At 67.9% G+C, this 18714-nt stretch carries 18 protein-coding genes and 1 riboswitch; of the genes, 9 read left to right on the forward strand and 9 right to left on the reverse strand.

Going from position 1 to position 18714, the window contains the following annotated elements:
- Nucleotides 1-3 precede the first annotated feature (3 nt).
- From gcvPB to AVT10_RS09535, 5 genes are all read right to left on the reverse strand, one after another.
- Complete coding sequence (gene gcvPB, locus AVT10_RS09515; protein WP_066690191.1) at nt 4-1578, reverse strand: aminomethyl-transferring glycine dehydrogenase subunit GcvPB; 1575 nt, start codon at nt 1576-1578, stop codon at nt 4-6.
- Nucleotides 1575-2933 (reverse strand): aminomethyl-transferring glycine dehydrogenase subunit GcvPA, encoded by a 1359-nt coding sequence (gcvPA, locus tag AVT10_RS09520; protein ID WP_066690193.1) that lies wholly within the window; start codon nt 2931-2933, stop codon nt 1575-1577. The genes gcvPB and gcvPA overlap by 4 nt, the downstream gene beginning before the upstream one ends.
- A 146-nt stretch (nt 2934-3079) precedes the next feature.
- Nucleotides 3080-3451, reverse strand: coding sequence for a glycine cleavage system protein GcvH (gene gcvH / locus AVT10_RS09525; protein WP_066690195.1), 372 nt, complete (start codon nt 3449-3451; stop codon nt 3080-3082).
- Nucleotides 3452-3466: 15 nt separating this feature from the next.
- Nucleotides 3467-4669: a glycine cleavage system aminomethyltransferase GcvT gene (gene gcvT / locus AVT10_RS09530; protein WP_084401544.1), complete on the reverse strand. Its 1203-nt coding sequence runs from the start codon at nt 4667-4669 to the stop codon at nt 3467-3469.
- 166 nt (nt 4670-4835) lie between these two features.
- A riboswitch (glycine riboswitch) is annotated at nt 4836-4924 on the reverse strand.
- Between the two features lie 295 nt (nt 4925-5219).
- Complete coding sequence (locus tag AVT10_RS09535; RefSeq protein ID WP_198158543.1) at nt 5220-5882, reverse strand: hypothetical protein; 663 nt, start codon at nt 5880-5882, stop codon at nt 5220-5222.
- A gap of 160 nt (nt 5883-6042) precedes the next feature.
- Between AVT10_RS09535 and ispH the strand changes: the two genes are divergently transcribed.
- The 4 genes from ispH to AVT10_RS09555 are packed head-to-tail and all read left to right on the forward strand — an operon-like array spanning nt 6043 to nt 9060.
- Nucleotides 6043-6996 (forward strand): 4-hydroxy-3-methylbut-2-enyl diphosphate reductase, encoded by a 954-nt coding sequence (gene ispH, locus AVT10_RS09540; RefSeq protein WP_066690200.1) that lies wholly within the window; start codon nt 6043-6045, stop codon nt 6994-6996.
- The gene (gene thrB / locus AVT10_RS09545; protein ID WP_066690202.1) at nt 6996-7949 is read left to right on the forward strand and encodes a homoserine kinase; all 954 of its coding nucleotides are present in this window, start codon (nt 6996-6998) and stop codon (nt 7947-7949) included. Before ispH ends, thrB begins: the two co-directional genes overlap by 1 nt.
- Nucleotides 7946-8398 carry a ribonuclease HI gene (rnhA, locus tag AVT10_RS09550; RefSeq protein WP_066690205.1) on the forward strand — a complete coding sequence of 151 codons (453 nt, stop codon included), beginning with the start codon at nt 7946-7948 and terminating at the stop codon, nt 8396-8398. The genes thrB and rnhA overlap by 4 nt, the downstream gene beginning before the upstream one ends.
- Entirely contained in the window at nt 8395-9060 is a 666-nt protein-coding gene (locus tag AVT10_RS09555) for a hypothetical protein (RefSeq protein ID WP_066690206.1), read from the forward strand. The genes rnhA and AVT10_RS09555 overlap by 4 nt, the downstream gene beginning before the upstream one ends.
- Before the next feature lie 456 nt (nt 9061-9516).
- Here AVT10_RS09555 and AVT10_RS18530 read toward each other — a convergent pair whose 3' ends face one another.
- The 4 genes from AVT10_RS18530 to AVT10_RS09570 form a co-directional block, all read right to left on the reverse strand.
- Entirely contained in the window at nt 9517-9660 is a 144-nt protein-coding gene (locus AVT10_RS18530) for a hypothetical protein (protein ID WP_162235335.1), read from the reverse strand.
- 127 nt (nt 9661-9787) lie between these two features.
- Nucleotides 9788-11365, reverse strand: coding sequence for an aldehyde dehydrogenase (NADP(+)) (locus tag AVT10_RS09560; RefSeq protein WP_066690208.1), 1578 nt, complete (start codon nt 11363-11365; stop codon nt 9788-9790).
- 73 nt (nt 11366-11438) lie between these two features.
- Nucleotides 11439-12533 (reverse strand): NAD(P)/FAD-dependent oxidoreductase, encoded by a 1095-nt coding sequence (locus AVT10_RS09565; protein ID WP_066690210.1) that lies wholly within the window; start codon nt 12531-12533, stop codon nt 11439-11441.
- On the reverse strand, nt 12530-13489 hold the full coding sequence (locus AVT10_RS09570; RefSeq protein WP_066690213.1) for an alpha/beta fold hydrolase: 960 nt from the start codon (nt 13487-13489) through the stop codon (nt 12530-12532). Before AVT10_RS09570 ends, AVT10_RS09565 begins: the two co-directional genes overlap by 4 nt.
- Before the next feature lie 47 nt (nt 13490-13536).
- Here AVT10_RS09570 and AVT10_RS09575 point away from each other — a divergent pair, with 47 nt between their 5' ends.
- The 5 genes from AVT10_RS09575 to AVT10_RS09595 are packed head-to-tail and all read left to right on the forward strand — an operon-like array spanning nt 13537 to nt 18712.
- Entirely contained in the window at nt 13537-14010 is a 474-nt protein-coding gene (locus AVT10_RS09575) for an A24 family peptidase (RefSeq protein WP_066690215.1), read from the forward strand.
- A 43-nt stretch (nt 14011-14053) separates the two neighbouring features.
- Nucleotides 14054-15091, forward strand: coding sequence for a Flp pilus assembly protein CpaB (cpaB, locus tag AVT10_RS09580; protein WP_066690216.1), 1038 nt, complete (start codon nt 14054-14056; stop codon nt 15089-15091).
- Nucleotides 15091-16755 (forward strand): type II and III secretion system protein family protein, encoded by a 1665-nt coding sequence (locus tag AVT10_RS09585; protein WP_084401546.1) that lies wholly within the window; start codon nt 15091-15093, stop codon nt 16753-16755. The genes cpaB and AVT10_RS09585 overlap by 1 nt, the downstream gene beginning before the upstream one ends.
- A gap of 11 nt (nt 16756-16766) precedes the next feature.
- Nucleotides 16767-17417, forward strand: coding sequence for a CpaD family pilus assembly lipoprotein (locus AVT10_RS09590; protein ID WP_066690218.1), 651 nt, complete (start codon nt 16767-16769; stop codon nt 17415-17417).
- Nucleotides 17417-18712 carry an AAA family ATPase gene (locus AVT10_RS09595; protein ID WP_066690220.1) on the forward strand — a complete coding sequence of 432 codons (1296 nt, stop codon included), beginning with the start codon at nt 17417-17419 and terminating at the stop codon, nt 18710-18712. The genes AVT10_RS09590 and AVT10_RS09595 overlap by 1 nt, the downstream gene beginning before the upstream one ends.
- Nucleotides 18713-18714: the final 2 nt, after the last annotated feature.

The raw sequence follows: 18714 nt of genomic DNA on the forward strand, positions 1-18714 counted from the left end.
CGATCATTCGGCCGCTTCCGCCACCGGCGCGACGCTGTCCTTCCACGCCAGCACCGGCTTGCGTGCCGCCAGCGTTTCGTCGAGGCGACGACGCGGGGCGAAGTGCGGCGCGGACTTGAGCGCGGCATCGCCCGCCTTGGCGCGTTCGCCGACCGACTTCAGCGCACCGATGAACTGGTCGAGGGCCGCCTTGCTCTCGGTTTCGGTCGGTTCGACCAGCATCGCGCCGTGGACGACCAGCGGGAAATAGACCGTCATCGGGTGATAGCCCTCGTCGATCAGCCCCTTGGCGACGTCCAGCGTCGAGAAGCCCTCGGCAAGGTTCGCATCGCTGAACAGCGCTTCATGCATGCACGGGCCGCTGTCGCCGAACGGCGCGTCGAGCGTGTCGTCGAGGCTGCGGAGGACGTAATTGGCGTTGAGTACCGCGTCTTCGGCAACTTGTTTCAGGCCGTCGGCGCCGTGGCTGAGGATGTAGCTCAGCGCGCGGGTGAACATGCCCATCTGGCCATGGAATGCGACCATTCGGCCGAAGCTGTCGGCGTGATGCTCGCCGGCGGTTTCCTCTTCGACCAGCACGAAGCGGTCGCCCTGCTTCTCGACGAACGGCAGCGGCGCGAAGGGGGTCAGCGCCTTCGAGAACACCACCGGACCCGAACCCGGACCGCCGCCACCATGCGGGGTGGAGAAGGTCTTGTGCAGGTTGATATGCATCGCATCGACGCCGAGATCGCCCGGCCGCACCCGGCCGACGATCGCGTTGAAGTTCGCACCGTCGCAATAGACATAGCCGCCCGCCGCATGCACCGCGTCGGAAATTTCCTTCAGGTCGCGCTCGAACAGACCGCAGGTGTTGGGGTTGGTGATCATAACGCCGGCAACGTCCGGACCCAGCCGGTCCTTCAGCGCCTGCGTATCGATGCGCCCTTCGGCGGTGGCGGGGATCGCCTTCACGGTGAAGCCGGCAAACGCCGCCGTCGCCGGATTGGTGCCGTGCGCCGATTCAGGGACGAGGATGACCTTGCGATGACCCTCGCCGCGCTTTTCCAGCGCCGCCTTGATCGCGAGGATACCGCACAGTTCGCCATGCGCGCCCGCCTTGGGCGACATGGCGACCGAATCCATGTTGGTCAGCGTGACCAGCCAGTGTGCCAGCTGATGGATCAGCTCCAGCGCGCCCTGCACCGTGTCGATCGGCCCCAGCGGGTGCAGATCGGCGAAGCCCGGCAGCCGCGCCATGCGTTCGTTCAGGCGCGGATTGTGCTTCATCGTGCACGACCCCAGCGGGAACAGGCCGAGGTCGATGGCGTAATTCTGCCGCGACAGGCGGGTATAGTGGCGCACCGCCTCCGGTTCCGACAGGCCGGGCAGACCGATCGCGCCCTTGCGGGCATGGTTGCCGAGACGCGAGGCAACCTTGGGCGCTGCATCGATGTCGACGCCGGTGGTTTCGGTCGATCCGATCTCGAAGATCAGCGCCTCTTCCAGCATCAGCGCGCGGTTGCCGGTAAAGGTCGCCTGTGCTGCCTGCGAAGCATCGCCCATTTCGGGACGCCAGCCGCTCTGGTTCACGCTCATGCCAGTACCTCCGTCAGCGCTACGGCAAGCGCCTCGATATCTTCCTCGGTCACGGTTTCGGTGACCGCCACGACCAGACCGTTGGCCAGCCCCTCGTCGCCCGGATAGAGCCGGCCGAGCGACACGCCGGCCAGCACGCCGCGATCGGCCAGTTCGCGCACCACCGGCCGCGCTTCGGTCGGCAGCTTTAGCGTGAATTCGTTGAAGAAGCTGTCGTTGACCAGTTCGACGCCCGGCACCTGCGCCAGACGATCGGCCGCCGCGCAGGCCTTGGCATAATTGACCTCGGCCAGCTGCCGCAGCCCCTTTTCGCCGAGCAGCGTCAGGTGGATCGAGAAGGCGAGCGCACACAGCCCCGAATTGGTGCAGATGTTCGACGTCGCCTTTTCCCGGCGGATATGCTGTTCGCGGGTCGACAGGGTGAGCACGAAGCCGCGCTTGCCCTCGGCATCGACGGTCTCGCCGCAGAGGCGCCCCGGCATCTGCCGCACCAGCTTTTCCGAACAGGCGAACAGGCCGACATAGGGACCGCCGAACTGGAGGCCTACGCCGAGCGACTGGCCTTCGCCCACGACGATGTCGGCGCCCAGATGGCCCGGCGCCTCGATCGCGCCCAGTGCGACCGGTTCGGTCACGACCGCGATCAGCAGCGCCTTTACCGCATGCGCCGCATCGGCGATGCGCTTCAGGTCGGGGATACGGCCCAGAATGTCCGGATACTGCACGACGACGCACGACGTATCGGCGTCGATCTTTTCAATCACCCGATCGTCGTCGGTTTCGGCGACCAGCCACGGGTCGGTCACGTCCAGCACGTCGCCGGTGTACTTCGCCATGGTCCTGGCGACCGAGACGTAATGCGGATGCACCCCGCCCGAGAACACCGCCTTCGCCTTGCGCGTCACGCGGCGGGCCATGGTCACCGCTTCCCATGCCGCGGTCGAGCCGTCGTACATCGACGCGTTCGCCACGTCGCAGCCCAGCAGCCGGGCGACCTGGCTCTGGAATTCGAACAGCATCTGCAGCGTGCCCTGGGCGATTTCCGGCTGGTAGGGCGTATAGGCGGTCAGATACTCGCCACGCTGGATCAGGTGGTCGACGCTGGCCGGCACATGATGGCGATACGCACCACAGCCGAGGAAGAACGGCACCGACCCCGCCGCGACATTCTTCGCCGCCAGTGCCGACAGATGCCGCTCGACTGCCAGCTCGCTGGCATGGTTGGGCAGACCGGGCACCGGCCCGTCGAGCCGGGCGGATTCGGGAACGTCGACGAACAGGTCGTCGATGCTGTCGGCACCGATCACGGACAGCATGTCCGCGCGGTCGGTCGGGGTCAGGGGAAGATAGCGCATGATGGTCCTACTGCAGAACCGCCATCGCATCCGTCATTCCGGCGAAGGCCGGAATCCATGGACACGGGCGGCATCGAAATATCGGAACGGCCCGTATCCATGGGTCCCGGCCTGCGCCGGGACCACGATGGTGTCGGGCGCGATCCTTACAGCCGCGCGATATACGCGGCGTACTTCTCTTCATCCATCAGCTCGCCCAGCTCGCTCTCATCGCGGAGCGTCAGCTTGAAGAACCAGCCATCGCCTTCGGGGTCTTCGTTGACCAGCGCCGGGTTGTCGGTCAGCGCCGCATTGCCCTCGATCACCGTGCCCGATGCCGGGGTATAGACGTCGGAAGCGGCCTTGACCGACTCAACGACGGCGGCATCGTCGCCCTTGGTGAGTTCGCGACCATCGGCGGGAACGTCGACGAACACGATGTCGCCCAGCTGCCCGGCGGCATATTCGGTGATGCCGACCGTCGCGACTTCACCGTCGACTTCAATCCACTCATGTTCCTGCGTGAAAAAACGGCTCATCGGGGCAACTCCCTCTTAACGGACGTAACGATGGGGGACGAACGGCATCGGCACGACCCGCGCCGGATGCAGCTTGCCGCGCTGGCGCAGGGTGATCGCCCCGCTTTCCGCCAGCGCCGGCGGGCAATAGGCCATGGCGATCGGCGCCTGCACGCTCGGCGCGAACCCGCCCGAGGTGACGTGACCGACGACATTGCCGTCGGCGTCCACGACCTCGGCGCCTTCGCGCACCGGCTGGCGGCCTTCGACGATCACGCCGATCCGCTTCAATTGCGGGCCGGCGGCGCGTTCGGCGAGGATACGCTCGGCGCCGGGGAAGCCGCCTTCCTCGCGACGACGCTTCGACAGCGCGAAACCCAGGTCGGCGGCGACCGGAGTCGTATCGGGGCTGAGGTCGTGGCCATAGAGCGGCAACCCTGCTTCGAGGCGCAGCGAATCGCGCGCGCCCAGACCGATCGGCTTCACTTCCGGTTCGGCACAGATCGCGTCGGCAAAGGCGGTGGCGGCGTCCTCGGGCAGCGAAATCTCATAGCCGTCCTCGCCGGTATAGCCCGAACGGCTGATCCACAGCTTGTGCCCGTTCCATTCGAACGCACCGGCGGTCATGAAGGTCAGCGCGGCGACGCCCGGCAGGATGCGATCCAGCGCATCGACCGCCTTCGGCCCCTGCAACGCCAGCAGCGCGCGGTCGTCGAGATGGTTGAGCGTGATCTCGTCGGCCAGATGCTCGCGCAGATGGCCGATATCGTCATATTTGGTCGCACCGTTGGCGACCATATAGAAGGCGTCCTCGCCGGCCGCCGCATCCATCGGGAACGGAACGCCGGGGTCCGCCGCATCCAGCCGCGTGACCATCAGGTCGTCGAGAATGCCACCCTGTTCGTCGAGCAGCAGCGAATAGCGCATCTTGGCAGGCTTCAGGATGCGCAGATCGCCCGGCAGCAGCGCTTCGAGCGCGGCAGTCGCATGCGGTCCGTGGATCACCAGCTGGCCCATGTGACTTACGTCGAACAGCCCGGCGCTTTCGCGCGTCCACAGATGCTCGGCCATGATGCCTTCATACTGGACCGGCATCGTATAGCCCGCGAACGGGACCATGCGGCCACCCTTCGCCCGGTGCCAGGCGTCGAGCGGCAGCACCTGCGGCGGCAGTTCCTCGACCGGATCGGTGCCGTCGGCGCGCAGTTCGTGGGCGGGTTCGGGCGCAATGTCGCTCATGGGCCACATCCTTCGTGATAGGGACGATCGACGGACGCAGGGGCACAGCGCGCCCTGCAACCATCGCCCCCTCTGTCACGGAACCTGAGAGCTTTCGCGGGGCACATGCCCTGCTTACCCCTTCGGTGGTCCGACCGTTATGGCCGCAACGCTTTCCAGAGTATCGTGGCCCCGCGCGGTCCCTGTTGCCTGAGAGATTCCGGGGCGGTTGCTCCTTCGGCGGCGGATCACTCCGCACTCTCCCGCGCGTGGCGTCGGCTGCAAGCCTTGATGCCCGAACCTCTGGCTTGGGCGTGGGGATTAGTCAATCGGGAAAGCGGGCGGCTAGCGGACGGAAGGGGCGTTGCAAGCGGTCCGTTTCCCGACGCGATTGGCAGTCCCCGCGCAGACCGGATGACGTAGGCATGCCAACTCAACCACGTCGTCATTCCCGCGAAGGCGGGAATCCATACGCGCTGACGTCAAGGCAAGAGGCGCTACCATAGCGTCTATGGATTCCCGCCTTCGCGGGAATGACGAAGACGAAGCAGATTACCCGCTCCGCCCGGCCTCACCGCGTCACATTATACCGCAGCTGCGCGTCGGTCAGCTGGAATCCCACCAGCGCCTCGAACGTCGCGGCCAGCACCGCTTGGCGCACCGCCGGATCGGACAGCGGGTCGATCGCCGCGTCCTGGTCCCCGGGCTTGCGGCGGCGGTTGATCTGGTCGCGGGTTTCCTGCGGCAGCGTCGCGGCGGCGCGGTCGACGATCGCCGTCCCCTGCCCCTGCGCCGATGCCCGCGCCTCACCGGCCGCGAAGTTGAGCGTGATCTGCCCGATGCGCTTCGACACGACCTGCGTGCCGCCGCGCACGACCGTCACGAAATAGGGTAACGTCACGACCCGCGCCGCATCGGTGCGGTTGCGCCGCGCCTGCACGTCGAAGCTGACCGTGCTGTTGATCGTGTCCGTCCCCTCGACGCAGGAGGCGCGGACGTTGGTCAGCGTCGCGACGACGTCGATCGCCTTCGCATCGGTGCTGGCAGGCGGATCGAACAGCGTGATGTCGCCGGTCCCGGCCGGCACGCCCGCGACCGGACAGGCCGACCGCACCGCCGAAATGCCGACGCCCGAAGTCACGTCCAGCTCGCCGGTGCGCTTGCACCCCGACAGCGCGACCAGAGCGAGCACGGGGGCGATGGTGGCGACGGCGGCGGTTTTGCGGAGGGTCACGGAAATCTGTACCTTATGCAACGGTGCGGCGATGCCGCGCCTCCTGAGTAGCGATGCTTCATAGGAACCGCCTTACGCGCACGCAAGCAATGGCGTGTTTGCAGGCCCGCCGCCCGGCTTCACTTGGCGCGCGCCCGAACAAGCTGTAAGCGCTGGCTCCATGACCGAGACCCCGCGCCCCGCCATCGAATTGCTGATCGCCGCCCCGCGCGGCTTTTGCGCCGGGGTCGACCGCGCGATCCAGATCGTCGAGCTGGCGATCCAGAAACACGGCGCGCCGGTCTATGTCCGCCACGAAATCGTCCACAACAAGTTCGTGGTCGATTCGCTGAGGGCCAAGGGCGCGATCTTCGTCGAGGAACTGGATCAGGTGCCCGACGGCGTGCCAGTCGTGTTCTCCGCACACGGCGTGCCCAAATCGGTGCCGGCGGCGGCGAGCGAGCGCGGCCTCGACTATCTCGACGCCACCTGCCCGCTGGTGTCGAAGGTCCATCGCCAGGCCGAACGGCTGGTCGCATCGGGCCGCCATATCCTGTTCGTCGGCCATGCCGGCCATCCGGAGGTCATCGGCACCTTCGGCCAGGTGCCCGAAGGCCAGATGACGCTGATCGAAACGGTCGAGGATGTCGCGAAGCTGACCCCGGCCGATCCGGACAACCTCGCCTTCCTCACCCAAACGACGCTGTCGGTCGACGACACCCGCGCCATCGTCGAGGCGACGATCGCGCGCTTCCCGACCATCGTCGCGCCCAAGGCCGACGACATCTGCTATGCCACGTCGAACCGGCAGAATGCGGTGAAGGCGATCGCGCAGAGCTGCGACCTCGTCCTCGTCATCGGCGCGCCCAATTCGTCCAATTCGGTGCGGCTGGTCGAGGTGGCCGAACGCGAAGGCACCTCGGCCAAGCTGATCCAGCGCGCCGCCGATCTCGACTTTGCGTGGCTGGACGGTGTCGGCACGCTCGGCATCACCGCCGGTGCGTCGGCGCCCGAAGTGCTGGTGCGCGAACTGGTCGACCGCATCGCCACCCGCTTCGACGTGACCGAGCGCGAGGTCGAGATGACGCGCGAGACGATCGCGTTCAAACTGCCGCGCGGTCTCGAAGCCGCGTAATGGCCGTCTATACGCAAGTGTCGGCGGAAGCGCTCGCGCGCTTCCTGGCCGGTTACGACCATGGCGAACTGATTTCGGCCAAGGGGATCGCCGAGGGGGTCGAGAACAGCAACTATTTGGTCGACACCACCACCGGCCGTTTCATCCTGACGCTGTATGAAAAGCGGGTCGATCTGGCCGACCTGCCCTTCTTCTTCGCGATGACCGATGCGCTGGCGGATGCGGGCAACCCCGTACCGCGCGCACTGCCCGACCGCGCGGGTCAGGTGATCCAGACGCTGGAGGGGCGTCCCGCCTGCCTGATCGAATTCCTGTCGGGCGTATCGGTCAGCCATCCGACCGCCGAACAGGCGCATGCGGCGGGCGCGGCGCTCGGCGCGCTACACCGCAGCCTTGCCGGCTTCGCGCCGACCCGCGCCAATTCGATGGGCGTCGCGGTCTGGCCGAAGCTGTTCGCCGACTGCTCCGATCAGCTCGATTCGATTCAGCCAGGCCTTCGCGCGCGGGTGGGTTCGGCGCTGGATGCCATCGTCGCGACGTGGCCCACGGACCTGCCGATCGGCGCGATTCATGCCGACCTGTTTCCCGACAACGTCCTGATGCTCGGCGACCGGGTGACGGGGCTGATCGATTTCTATTTCGCCTGCACCGACATCATCGCCTACGACGTCGCGATCACCCATTCGGCGTGGAGCTTCGACGCCAAGGGTGTGGCCCTCGACCCGGCGATCGGACAGGCGCTGCTGGCCGGCTATCGCACGCAGGCCTCGCTCTCCGATGCGGAGGTCGCCGCGCTGCCGCTGCTCGCGAAGGGTGCCTGTATCCGCTTCCTGCTGACCCGCGCCTGGGACTGGATCAACACACCGGCCGACGCGCTGGTGACGCGCAAGGACCCGCTCGCCTATCTGCGCCGGCTCGACTGGTACGACGCGAACCCGACCGCCTTCGCATGACCGAGACTGCCGAACTCCCTCGCGTGGAAATCGCGACCGATGGCGCGTGCAAGGGCAATCCGGGCCGCGGCGGCTGGGGCGCGGTGCTGCGCGCCGCGGACGGTCGCGAGCGCGAATTGTCGGGCGGGGAAAAGGTCACCACCAACAACCGCATGGAATTGATGGCCGCGATCGAGGGGCTGAAGGCGTTGAAGCGCCCGTGCCGGGTGATCCTGTCGACCGACAGCCGCTATGTCATGGACGGCCTGACCAAATGGATCAAAGGCTGGCAGAAGAATGGCTGGAAGACCGCTGCGAAACAGCCGGTCAAGAATGCCGAGCTGTGGCAGGAACTCCTCGCCGCCGCCAAGCCGCACCGCATCGAATGGGTGTGGGTGAAGGGCCATGCCGGCCACCCCGATAACGAGCGCGCCGACAAGCTCGCCAGCGATGCGGCCTTGGCCCAATGATCCCGCGCGTCCTGATCGACACCGCACAGGTCCCCGGCGACAGCGTCGAACTGCGCCTGGTCCAGCGTGGCGAAGACTTCATGATCGTCCTCGACCGCAACGAGTTGATGAGCAGCCGCATGTCGGCGTCGGAAGAGGCGCTGGCCGATCTGGGTTGCGCGCATCTGACCGGACGCAAGGGCGCCCGCGTGCTGATCGGCGGCCTCGGCATGGGGTTCACGCTGCGGCGTGCTCTGAAGATTCTGCCCGCCGATGCCGAGGTGGTCGTCGCCGAACTGGTGCCCAAGATCGTCGAATGGGCGCGCGGGCCGCTGGCGCATATCTTCGACGGCTGCCTCGACGACCCGCGCGTGCGGATCGCGGTCGGCGACGTGGCGTGGGCGATCGAGGATGGTGGCTGGGACGCGATCCTGCTGGATGTCGACAACGGGCCGGACGGGCTGACCCATGCCAGCAACGACAAGCTCTATTCCGCGCGCGGACTTCAGGTAACGAAGCGGGCGCTGCGGTCGGGGGGCGTGCTGGCGATCTGGTCGGCCTATGCTGATGCGGCGTTCACCAAGCGGTTGAAGGATTGCGGGTATCTGGTGGATGAGCAGGTCGTGCGGGCGCGCGGGACCAAGGGCGCGCGGCATGTGATCTGGCTGGCCGGGCGGCGGTAGGGGCTACCTTCTCTCCTTCCCCGCCCGCGTTTAGTTCGAGCCTCCCCCCTCCATTTGGTTCGGGCCTCCCCCTTCCCCCGTTTGGTTCGAGCTTGTCGAGAACGGGTTTCCGCAAGAGTGGAGCTATCGGCAGCAAACCACCTTCGCCACCGTTCGGTTCGAGCCTGTCGAAAACCCGCCTGCCTCAAGCAACCCGTTCTCGACGGACGCTTCTCGACAAGCTCGAAGCTGCTCGAACCGAACGGGGTGGGTGGGGAAAGGTCAACAAACTCAACCCACCCGTTCGTGCTGAGTAGGATTAAGCGAAGTCGAGGATGATCGGGTCGGATCGTCCCCCTGACGATCCTGAACCATGCGGGGCATGGTTCACCCGATCATTATCGAAGCGCCCGCCCCACACGGTCCTTCGACAAGCTCCATGGCTACTCAGGACAAACGGGCGGCGGGGCGCAAGCCTCACTCATCTGTCCGAATCTTCACCTTGTTCGGCAGATCCTTCCCCTTGGTCCGCCGCGACGGCACCTGCACCGGGTTCTTCTTCTTCCAATCCCCCCAACGCTTCGGGCCTTCGGGGGTATCGATGATCGTATCGTCGTCCATGGGTCCATCCAAACGCAAAAAAGGCGACGGATCAACGACCCGCCGCCTCCTTGTCTCCGTCGACATCGCCGACGGAGATACGCTGCCGGCCCGCTCCCTCAGGCCGGCATCGCATCCTCGCGATCGATCAACCGACCGTCCACGCCCCGTCGATGCGCGTCAGCGCGCCCTGCTGGTTTCCTTCGCGCAGCGCTTCCGGCAACAGCGCTTCCGGGAAGTCCTGATACGATACCGGCCGCAGGAAGCGGTGGATGGCGAGCGTGCCGACCGACGTCGTGCGCCCGTCCGACGTCGCCGGGAACGGGCCGCCATGGACCATCGCATGCCCGACCTCGACGCCGGTCGGCCAGCCGTTGCACAGGATGCGGCCGACGGTGCGTTCCAGCACCGGGATCAGCTTGCGCGCATCGGCATAATCGCCCTCGTCGATCTGGAGCGTCGCGGTCAGCTGGCCTTCCAGCTTCGACAGCACTTCGGCCAGTTCGTCGGCATTCGCGCACTTCACGACGACCGACGACATGCCGAACACTTCGTGCGCGTGTGCCGGATCGGCGATGAAGTCCTTGCCCGACACGGCGAAGATCGCGGCGCGGCCACGGGTCGGGCCGTCCGGTTCCTGCCCCTCGCCGACCAGCGTCACCGCGGGGCTCGACGCCAGCTTGGCGCGGCCTTCCTCATACGCCTTGTGGATGCCGTCGCTGAGCATCACCTGCGCCGGGGTGCCGAGCAGCGCGTCGCCGGCGATGTCGAGGAACGCGTCGAGCTCCGGTCCGTCGATGCCGAGCACCAGGCCCGGATTGGTGCAGAACTGCCCCGCGCCCATGCTCAGCGAGCCGACATAGCCCTTGGCCAGCGCCTCGCCGCGGTTCTTGAGCGCTTCGGACATCAGCACGACCGGGTTGATCGACGACATTTCGGCATAGACGGGGATCGGCTGCGGGCGTTGTTGTGCAACCTTCATCAGCGCGGTGCCGCCGCTGCGCGAGCCGGTAAAGCCCACCGCCTGCACCCGCGGATCGGCGACCAGCGTCGTGCCGATCACCTGGCCCGACCCCGACACCATCGAGAACACGCCATCGGGCATGCCGGTCTTTTCCGCGGCGCGGACGATCGCCAGCGCCACCAGCTCGGCGGTGCCCGGATGCGCCTGATGCGCCTTCACGATCACCGGGCAACCCGCCGCCAGCGCCGACGCAGTGTCGCCACCGGCGGTCGAGAAGGCGAGCGGAAAGTTCGACGCGCCGAACACCACGACCGGGCCGACCGGCACGGTGCGCAGCCGCAGGTCGGGCTTGGGCACCGGCGCGCGTGCCGGATCGGCATGATCGATGCGCAGCTGCTGCCACGCGCCGTCGCGCACTTCCTTCGCGAACAGGCGCAGCTGCCCGCAAGTGCGGCCGCGTTCGCCGGTCAGGCGGGCGATCGGCAGGCCGGTTTCGCGGCTGCCGCGTTCGAGCAGTTCGTCGCCCAGTGCCTCGATCTCGTCGGCGATCGCGTCGAGGAAGCCGGCGCGCTGTTCGAGCGGTAGCGCCGAATAGATCGGAAACGCCTCGGCCGCGCGGGCGCACGCTTCTTCCGCGTCTTCCTTCGTGCCCTTCGAGAAACCTTCGCCGAACAATGCGCCGGTTGCGGGGTCATAGGCCTGGAACTGGTCGTCGCGGGCGACGCGCTTCGAACCCAGGAACAGTTCGCCGGTGATCGTCATGTGCATCCTCTTTGCGCCAAGTGTTGGCGCCCAGATAGGAACTGATAGCGCTAACGTAAATGGGTGTCGCGAATTACTCCGACAATCTATGCGGCGAATAGACCGCCGCGTCGACCCCCTGCGGCACATTGCCGACACCCAGCAACGCCGCGCACAACCGCGCGGCGGCGGGCGCGGTCTGGATCCCGAAGCCCCCCTGCCCTGCGCACCAGAAGAAACCGGGCACCCATGCGTCGAACCCATAGACCGGCAGCCGGTCGGGCGCGAAGCTGCGCAGCCCCGCCCAGCGCCGCTCGACCGCCTCGACCCGCCAGTCGACGGCGGCTTCGAACCGGTCGATCGCCAGCGCCACGTCGATCTCCTCGGCGGCGACGTCGTGCGGCCGGTCGGGCGTCTCGTCATGCGGCGTCAGCCACAGCCGCCCGCCCGGTTCGGGCTTGAAGTAAAACCCCCCCGCCGCATCCATCACCAGCGGCAGGTCGGGCGAGGCCGGCGGATCGACCCGCACCTGTACCACCGTCCGCCGATAGGGCCGGATGCCCTGCGGCGCGGCGCCGAGCAGCACGGCCACTTCGTCCGCCCATGCCCCGGCGGCGTTGACGACGATATCGGCCACGACGTCCTCACCCGTCACCGTTTCCAGCCGCCATTGCCCGCCGGCGCGCCGACCACCGGTAAGCCGCGCATCGCAGCGCAACGCGACGCCACTACGCCGCGCCTGTGCCAGATAGGCGGCATGCAGCGCGCCCACATCGATATCGGCACAGCCCGGCGACCACAAAGCATGCCACGGCCCCCGCAAGCCCTCGACCACGCCATGCGGGTCGCGCCATTCGATCGGCACGCCGCTCGTCGCGAACTCCGCCGCCATCGCCGCCAGCACCGCGCGATCCCGCGCCAGCAGCAATTCGCCGCGCGTGCGCAAAAAACCCTGCGACGCGAAATCGGCGGGCGGCGCGTGCAGGAACGGTCCCGATGCGCTGGTCAGCGGCTGCACCAGCGGCCCGCCATAGGTTTCCGACCAGAAGGCCGCCGACCGCCCGGTCGCGTGAAAGCCAGGATGCGCCTCCGCCTCCAGCAGCAACACATCGTCGGTCGCGGCCAGTTCGGCGGCAAGGCTCGCCCCCGCCATCCCCGCGCCGATAATCGCCACCCGCCTGCGCGTCATGCGTGGGTCCGGTGCGGTGCGGGCGCGCGGGCGTCGAGGAAGGTGTCGATCGCGGCAATGGCGCGCGAACGGACCGGATCGGCCTCGCGCAAGATTTCATGCGCGCATTCCGGCCCGAAGCGCAGCAACTCGACATCGGGCAACCGCCCGGCAACCTCCACCGCCGCGCGCGCATCGACCAGCGCATCGGCATCGGCGACCAGCATCTGGATCGGCACCCGGACGGACGCCAGCGCCGGGCTCGCGCGCAGCTCGCGGGTCGAGCGGAACGCATCGATTACCCAACGCCAGCTCGGCGGCCCGGTCCGCAGCGCGGCATCGGTCCCCTGCCACCACAGTTCGTCGGAATAGCGTGCCGGATCATGGGTCAGCATCGTTTCGCGCGGACGCACCGTATGCGGACGCTCGTTACCTTTCCATGCGGGCCTCAGCGGGCTGCCCATCGCGCTCATCAGCCGCGCCATCCGCTCGCCGAAGCGCGGGCCGATCGGCGCGCGCAGCCCCAGCATCGGCGCGACCAGCACGCACGCCGCCGGATCGACACGCTGCTCGACCACCGCGCGGAGCGCCAGATGCCCGCCCATCGAATGGCCGATCAGCACCCGCGGCCCCTCCGCATCCCATTGCGTCCAGAAGGCGGCGAGGTCGTCGAGATAGGTTTCGAACCGGTCGATATGGCCGCAATCGCCCGCCGGGGTGCAGCGCCCCGATCCGCCCTGCCCGCGCCAATCGAACGCGGTGATGCTCCATCCGCGCACATGCCAATGGGCGAAGGTCTCCAGATATTTCTCGAACATGTCGCCCCGCCCGGTCTGGAACAACAGGCTGCCGCGCGGGCGGACATTGGCGGGTGCGGCCCAGTCGAACCGGCGGTGCGACCAGCCGTCGGGCGCCTGCCACCGGGTGATGGCGGCAGCGGCGGGAATCGCGCGGCGGTAGAGGGCGTGGGCGGCCATGGGTCCGGTTACGGTTTCGAAACCCCTTACGTCTAGGGCTTAACGACATGGGGGGTATCGTCGTTCCTTGGCTGGCGCTTGCGCTGCTGCTGCTGTTGCTGCTCGCCGGCATCGAGGATGCACGAACCCGCGAAATCGCGAACTGGAAGAATGCGGCGATCGCGCTGCTGGCGCTGCCCTGGTGGTGGGCCAACGATCTGTCGGGCGTCGATATGGCGTGGCAGCTGGGCGTCGCGCTGATCGTCTTCGCGCTGTTCTTCGCCGCGTTCGTCGCCGGACAGATGGGCGGCGGCGACGTGAAGATGATCGCAGCACTCGCGCTGTGGCTGCCGCCGGGCGGCGTGCTGTCGATGCTGATGGTCATGTCGCTGCTGGGCGGAGGGCTGACGCTGCTGTTCCTTGCCGATCGATGGCGGCGGCGGGCGGCCCAGGTGGCGGAAATTCCCTACGGGATCGCCATCGCCGTCGCCGGCATGCTCGCGATTGCGAACCCGTTCTTAACCCATTTCGGTGATGTTTAACGGCGAATCAACCGGCCAGACGAATGGAAGGGCCAGCTAGGTCATGGATTCTCGGAAACTGTTCCTGCTGATCGGAGCGCTGTTCGTGGCGGGCCTGACCGCGTTCATGGCGCGCAACCTGATGGCCGGCGCTTCGGCCCCCGTCGCCACCGCCGCGCCGATGGCGGCGCCGATCGACGGCCCGCGCGTGCTGGTCGCGACCAAGGCGCTGCCGGTCGGCACGATCATCGATGCGACCGCGCTCCGGTTCACGCCCTGGCCCAAGGAACTGGTCGAAAACGCCTATTTCCTCGAAGCCATGCCCGAATCGCGCAATCTGGTCGGCACCGTCGTCCGCTTCGCCATTCCGGCGGGACAGCCGATCACGCAGGGCGCGCTGGTCAAGCCGGGCGACCGCGGCTTCCTTGCCGCCGCCCTGGGGCCGGGCATGCGCGCGGTCACCGTGCCGGTGTCGGCGCAGAGCGCGGTCGCGGGCTTCGTCTTTCCCGGCGACCGGGTCGACCTGGTGCTGACGCAGACCGTGGCCGGCGGCGGCGACGGCCCGCCGCTCAAGGCATCGGAAACCTTCCTGCGCAACCTGCGCGTGCTGGCGACCGACCAGCGCACCGACAAGAATACCGACGATCAGGGCAAGACTTTGGTGTCGACCTATTCGACCGTGACGGTCGAGGCGACGCCGCGCATTGCCGAGAAGATCGCCGTCGCGCAGACCGTCGGCACGCTGTCGCTGTCGCTGCGTTCGATCGCCGACAACCGTTCCGAACTGGAGGAAGCCATCGCCAGCGGCGATGTGCAGTTGCCGGCCAATGGCGATCCGAAGGCGGAAAAAGCGGCGCTGGAGCGTATCGCCAGCCGCCCGATCGACGGCGGATCGACCTTTTCGACCGGTGCCGACGTGTCGCGTTTCCAGCGCAGCTCGGTGCCGGGCAAGGCCGGCATGATGGCAGGCCCCAGCAATGCCGGACCGCCCGCCGGATCGATGACCGCCACGCCGACGGCACCCGCCGCCCCGGCCGGACCGGTCGTGCGGATCACCCGCGGCAATGATGTGACCGCCGTGCCGGTCGGAGGAGCCAAGTAATGCCTCGCCTGAACCTCATGCGCCGGTCGCTGGCCGCGACCCTGTCGGTCGCGCTCGTCACCGGATCGGCGCTGCCCGCCACCGCGCTCGCCGCGCCCGGCACCGCCGCTGGCGCGGTCCGTGCGGCGCGGGTCGGCACCCCGCCCGCCGGCACGATGCGCCCGACCAACGACGTCCAGCTGTCGATCGGGCAGGGCGAGCTGGTCACGCTGCCTGCCAATGTCGCCGATGTCTGGGTGTCCAACCCCGCGGTCGCCGACGTCTATGTCGGCAATCCGCGCCAGATCCACCTGTTCGGCAAGGCCGATGGCGAAGCGACGATCTTCGCCACCAGCGCCAGCGGGGCGGTCGTCTATGCCGCCAATGTGCGCGTGGGGCAGAACCTGACCTCGCTCGACCGGATGCTGAAGGCGGCGATGCCGGAGGCCGATATCCGCGTGACGACGGTCGGCCAGCTGGCCGTCCTCAACGGTACCATCGCCTCGCCCGCCGACAGCGCGCAGGCCGAACGGCTGGTCGCCTCGCTGCTCAATCCGGGCGTCGCGGTGGGCGATCCCAATGTCGCGCTGAAGATCGGCGTGGTGAACCGGCTGAAGCTGGCCACCCCGCTGCAGGTCAACCTGCAGGTTCGCATTGCCGAGGTCAGCCGCAACTTCGTCAAGAATATCGGAGTCAACCTGACGTCGCGCGACGTGTCGGGCGGCATGCTGTTCGGTGTCGCGCAGGGACGGCAGGGGACGATCACGACCATCCCGGGTTCGCCAACCAATACCGACTTCCTCGCCAATGGCGGGCGTCCCGGCGGCACGCTGTACGGTTTCCCGACCAAGGGCACCAACGGCACCACGCTGAACCTTGCGGGCAAGCTGCTCGGCCTCGAACTGCTCGGCGCGCTCGATCTGGGTGAGCGCATCGGGCAGGTGACGACGCTCGCCAATCCGAACCTGACCGCCCTGTCCGGCGAAACCGGATCGTTCCTCGCGGGCGGCGAAATCCCGATCCCCGTCAGCCAGGGGCTGGGCGCGGTGTCGGTGCAGTACAAGCAGTACGGCGTTAGCCTTGCCTATACGCCGACCGTGCTGGCCGATGGCCGCATCTCGTTGCGCGTCCGCCCCGAAGTATCGCAGCTGTCGGCCGCCGGCGCGGTGCAGATCGACGGCACCACGATCCCCGCGCTCACCACGCGACGGGCTGAAACGACCGTCGAACTGGGCTCGGGTCAGAGCATGATGATCGGCGGTCTGCTATCGAACAGCCATGACAATTCGATCGACAAGGCGCCGGGTCTCGGCGACCTGCCGATCCTCGGCTCGCTGTTCCGCTCGAACGCCTTCACCCGTAACGAAACCGAGCTGGTCATCGTCATCACCCCCTATCTGGTGAAGCCGGTCGACAGCCAGCAACGCATCGCGCTGCCGACCGACGCCTATTCGACCCCCGACGATGTCGAACGGGTGCTGATGGGCCAGCTGACCGGTCAGCGCAAACCGACCCCGCGCCCGGTACCGACCATGGCGCCGCAGGGGGCCGCCCGTCCGGCCATCGGGCTCACCGCACCGGCCCCGGTCGTGCCGGAGTCCGCCAATCCCTCTCCCGCTGCCCCCGCCCCGCGCAAAGGCGGCCGCAGCGCCCAGCCGGTCGCCCCCGGCTTCAGCATCCAGTGAGGCACGCCCCGATGACCCTTTTCCGTATCCTCGCGCTCGGCACGACGATCGCGGTCGCCGGCTGCTCCGGCACCGTTAATCGCGGCGTCGAATCGGTGCATCAGCCGGTGGTCAGCCGCTCCGCCTATGCCTTCGACATGGCGACCGGCCCTGCCGGCCTCGCGCCCGGCGAACGCGCCCGCCTCGCCGGCTGGCTGGAGGCGATGCACCTGCGCTATGGCGACGAGATCGGCGTCGACGATGCCGGGGCCGGCGACGACGCGGTGCGCAGCGACATCGCCGCCGAAGCCGCCCGCGTTGGGCTGCTGCTCGCCGATGCGGTGCCGCCGACGCCCGGCGCCCTCGCCCCCGGCACCGTCCGCGTCGTCGTGTCGCGCATGACCGCCAGCGTGCCGGGATGCCCCGACAACTCGCGCACCTACCAGCCCAATTTTTCGGCGCAGACCTCGTCCGACTTCGGCTGTTCGATCAATTCGAACCTGGCGGCGATGGTCGCGCGTCCGGGCGACATGGTGCTCGGACGCGGCAATGCCGAGACGACCGACACCATGGTCAACACCAAGGCGGTCGGCGCGCTGCGCCGCGCGGCGCCCAGCGGCAATGGCGGACAGGTCAGCAACGCCGCGGGCAGCACCGGCGGTTCGGGCGGGAGCAGCCAGTAATGAACGCCCCCTTCTCCCTCGCCAAATCCGGGCAGCGCGACGCCTTCGTCGCGTTCGTCTGCGACGAAAACTCGGCCGAAACGCTGCGCGGCGTCGCCGGCGACCATGGCTGGCCGGTCGAAAAGGTGATGAAGGGCGGGCTGCGCAATGCGGTGCAGACGCTGTCCGTCTCTGCCAGCCCGCACATCCTGTTCGTCGACCTGTCCGAATCGGGCGATCCGCTGAACGACATCAACGGCCTGGCCGAAGTGTGCGAACCGGGCACGATCGTCATCGCCATGGGGCAGGTGAACGACGTCCGCCTGTACCGCGACCTGCTGTCCAGCGGCATCCACGACTATCTGCTCAAGCCGCTCAACCCCGACATGGTGCGCGAATCGATCGCGCAGGCCCATGCCCTGCTCCATGCGCCCAAGGCGGCGGAGGCTAGTGCCGAACGCCCGCACTGCGCGGTCGCGATCATCGGCACGCGCGGCGGCGCGGGCGCCTCGACCATCGCCACCTCGCTGGCATGGCTCAGCGGCGAACAGGAAAAGCGCAGCACGGCGCTGCTCGACCTCGACGTCCATTTCGGCACGGGGGCATTGGGCCTCGACCTCGAACCCGGTCGCGGGCTGACCGATGCGATCGAGAATCCGAGCCGCATCGACGGGTTGTTCATCGAACGCGCCATGGTGCGTGCCGGCGAACGGCTGTGCGTGCTGTCGGCTGAAGCGCCGATCAACGCGCCGATCCAGACCGACGGCACCGCCTTCTACCAGTTGCAGGAGGAGATGCGCGCCGCGTTCGAAACGACGATCGTCGACCTGCCGCGCGGCATGCTGGTTGCCTATCCGCATCTGGTGGAGGAAGTGCAGACCGCCGTGATCGTCACCGAACTGACGCTCGCCGCCGCGCGCGACACGATCCGGTTGCTGTCGTGGTTCCGTTCCAACGCGCCGCACGTCACCGTCATCCTGGTCGGCAACAAGCTGCAACCGGTCGCGAACCAGGAAATCAGCCGCAAGGACTTCGAAGGATCGATCGAACGCAAGCTCGACTTCGCCATCGCCTGGGACGGCAAGCTTGCGGCGCAGGCGGCCAAGCTCGGCAAGCCGCTGGCCGAAGCGGGCAAGGGCAATCGCGCGCTGGCCCCGCTGATCGACCTGTCGCGGCACCTGTGCCAGCTGCACGACGCCGACGAGGATGACGACGGCAAGGGCGCGGCGAAGGGCAAGGGGGCAAAGGGCGGCACCTCGCTGATCGGCAAGCTCGCCGGGCTGCGTGCTCGCCTGCCCGCCCGGGCCAAGAAATAGGC

Source organism: Sphingomonas hankookensis (assembly GCF_001619955.1).
GTDB classification, from domain to species: domain Bacteria; phylum Pseudomonadota; class Alphaproteobacteria; order Sphingomonadales; family Sphingomonadaceae; genus Sphingomonas; species Sphingomonas hankookensis_A.

Bases quoted from the DNA above. Each gene is read 5' to 3' on its own strand.
- cpaB (WP_066690216.1), top strand. From the start codon at position 14,054: ATGGATTCTCGGAAACTGTTCCTGCTGATCGGAGCGCTGTTCGTGGCG.
- AVT10_RS09555 (WP_066690206.1), top strand. From the start codon at position 8,395: ATGATCCCGCGCGTCCTGATCGACACCGCACAGGTCCCCGGCGACAGC.
- thrB (WP_066690202.1), top strand. From the start codon at position 6,996: ATGGCCGTCTATACGCAAGTGTCGGCGGAAGCGCTCGCGCGCTTCCTG.
- ispH (WP_066690200.1), top strand. From the start codon at position 6,043: ATGACCGAGACCCCGCGCCCCGCCATCGAATTGCTGATCGCCGCCCCG.
- AVT10_RS18530 (WP_162235335.1), bottom strand. From the start codon at position 9,660: ATGGACGACGATACGATCATCGATACCCCCGAAGGCCCGAAGCGTTGG.
- gcvPA (WP_066690193.1), bottom strand. From the start codon at position 2,933: ATGCGCTATCTTCCCCTGACCCCGACCGACCGCGCGGACATGCTGTCC.
- AVT10_RS09585 (WP_084401546.1), top strand. From the start codon at position 15,091: ATGCCTCGCCTGAACCTCATGCGCCGGTCGCTGGCCGCGACCCTGTCG.
- gcvPB (WP_066690191.1), bottom strand. From the start codon at position 1,578: ATGAGCGTGAACCAGAGCGGCTGGCGTCCCGAAATGGGCGATGCTTCG.
- gcvH (WP_066690195.1), bottom strand. From the start codon at position 3,451: ATGAGCCGTTTTTTCACGCAGGAACATGAGTGGATTGAAGTCGACGGT.
- AVT10_RS09575 (WP_066690215.1), top strand. From the start codon at position 13,537: ATGGGGGGTATCGTCGTTCCTTGGCTGGCGCTTGCGCTGCTGCTGCTG.
- AVT10_RS09560 (WP_066690208.1), bottom strand. From the start codon at position 11,365: ATGACGATCACCGGCGAACTGTTCCTGGGTTCGAAGCGCGTCGCCCGC.
- AVT10_RS09565 (WP_066690210.1), bottom strand. From the start codon at position 12,533: ATGACGCGCAGGCGGGTGGCGATTATCGGCGCGGGGATGGCGGGGGCG.
- AVT10_RS09590 (WP_066690218.1), top strand. From the start codon at position 16,767: ATGACCCTTTTCCGTATCCTCGCGCTCGGCACGACGATCGCGGTCGCC.
- gcvT (WP_084401544.1), bottom strand. From the start codon at position 4,669: ATGAGCGACATTGCGCCCGAACCCGCCCACGAACTGCGCGCCGACGGC.
- rnhA (WP_066690205.1), top strand. From the start codon at position 7,946: ATGACCGAGACTGCCGAACTCCCTCGCGTGGAAATCGCGACCGATGGC.
- AVT10_RS09595 (WP_066690220.1), top strand. From the start codon at position 17,417: ATGAACGCCCCCTTCTCCCTCGCCAAATCCGGGCAGCGCGACGCCTTC.
- AVT10_RS09570 (WP_066690213.1), bottom strand. From the start codon at position 13,489: ATGGCCGCCCACGCCCTCTACCGCCGCGCGATTCCCGCCGCTGCCGCC.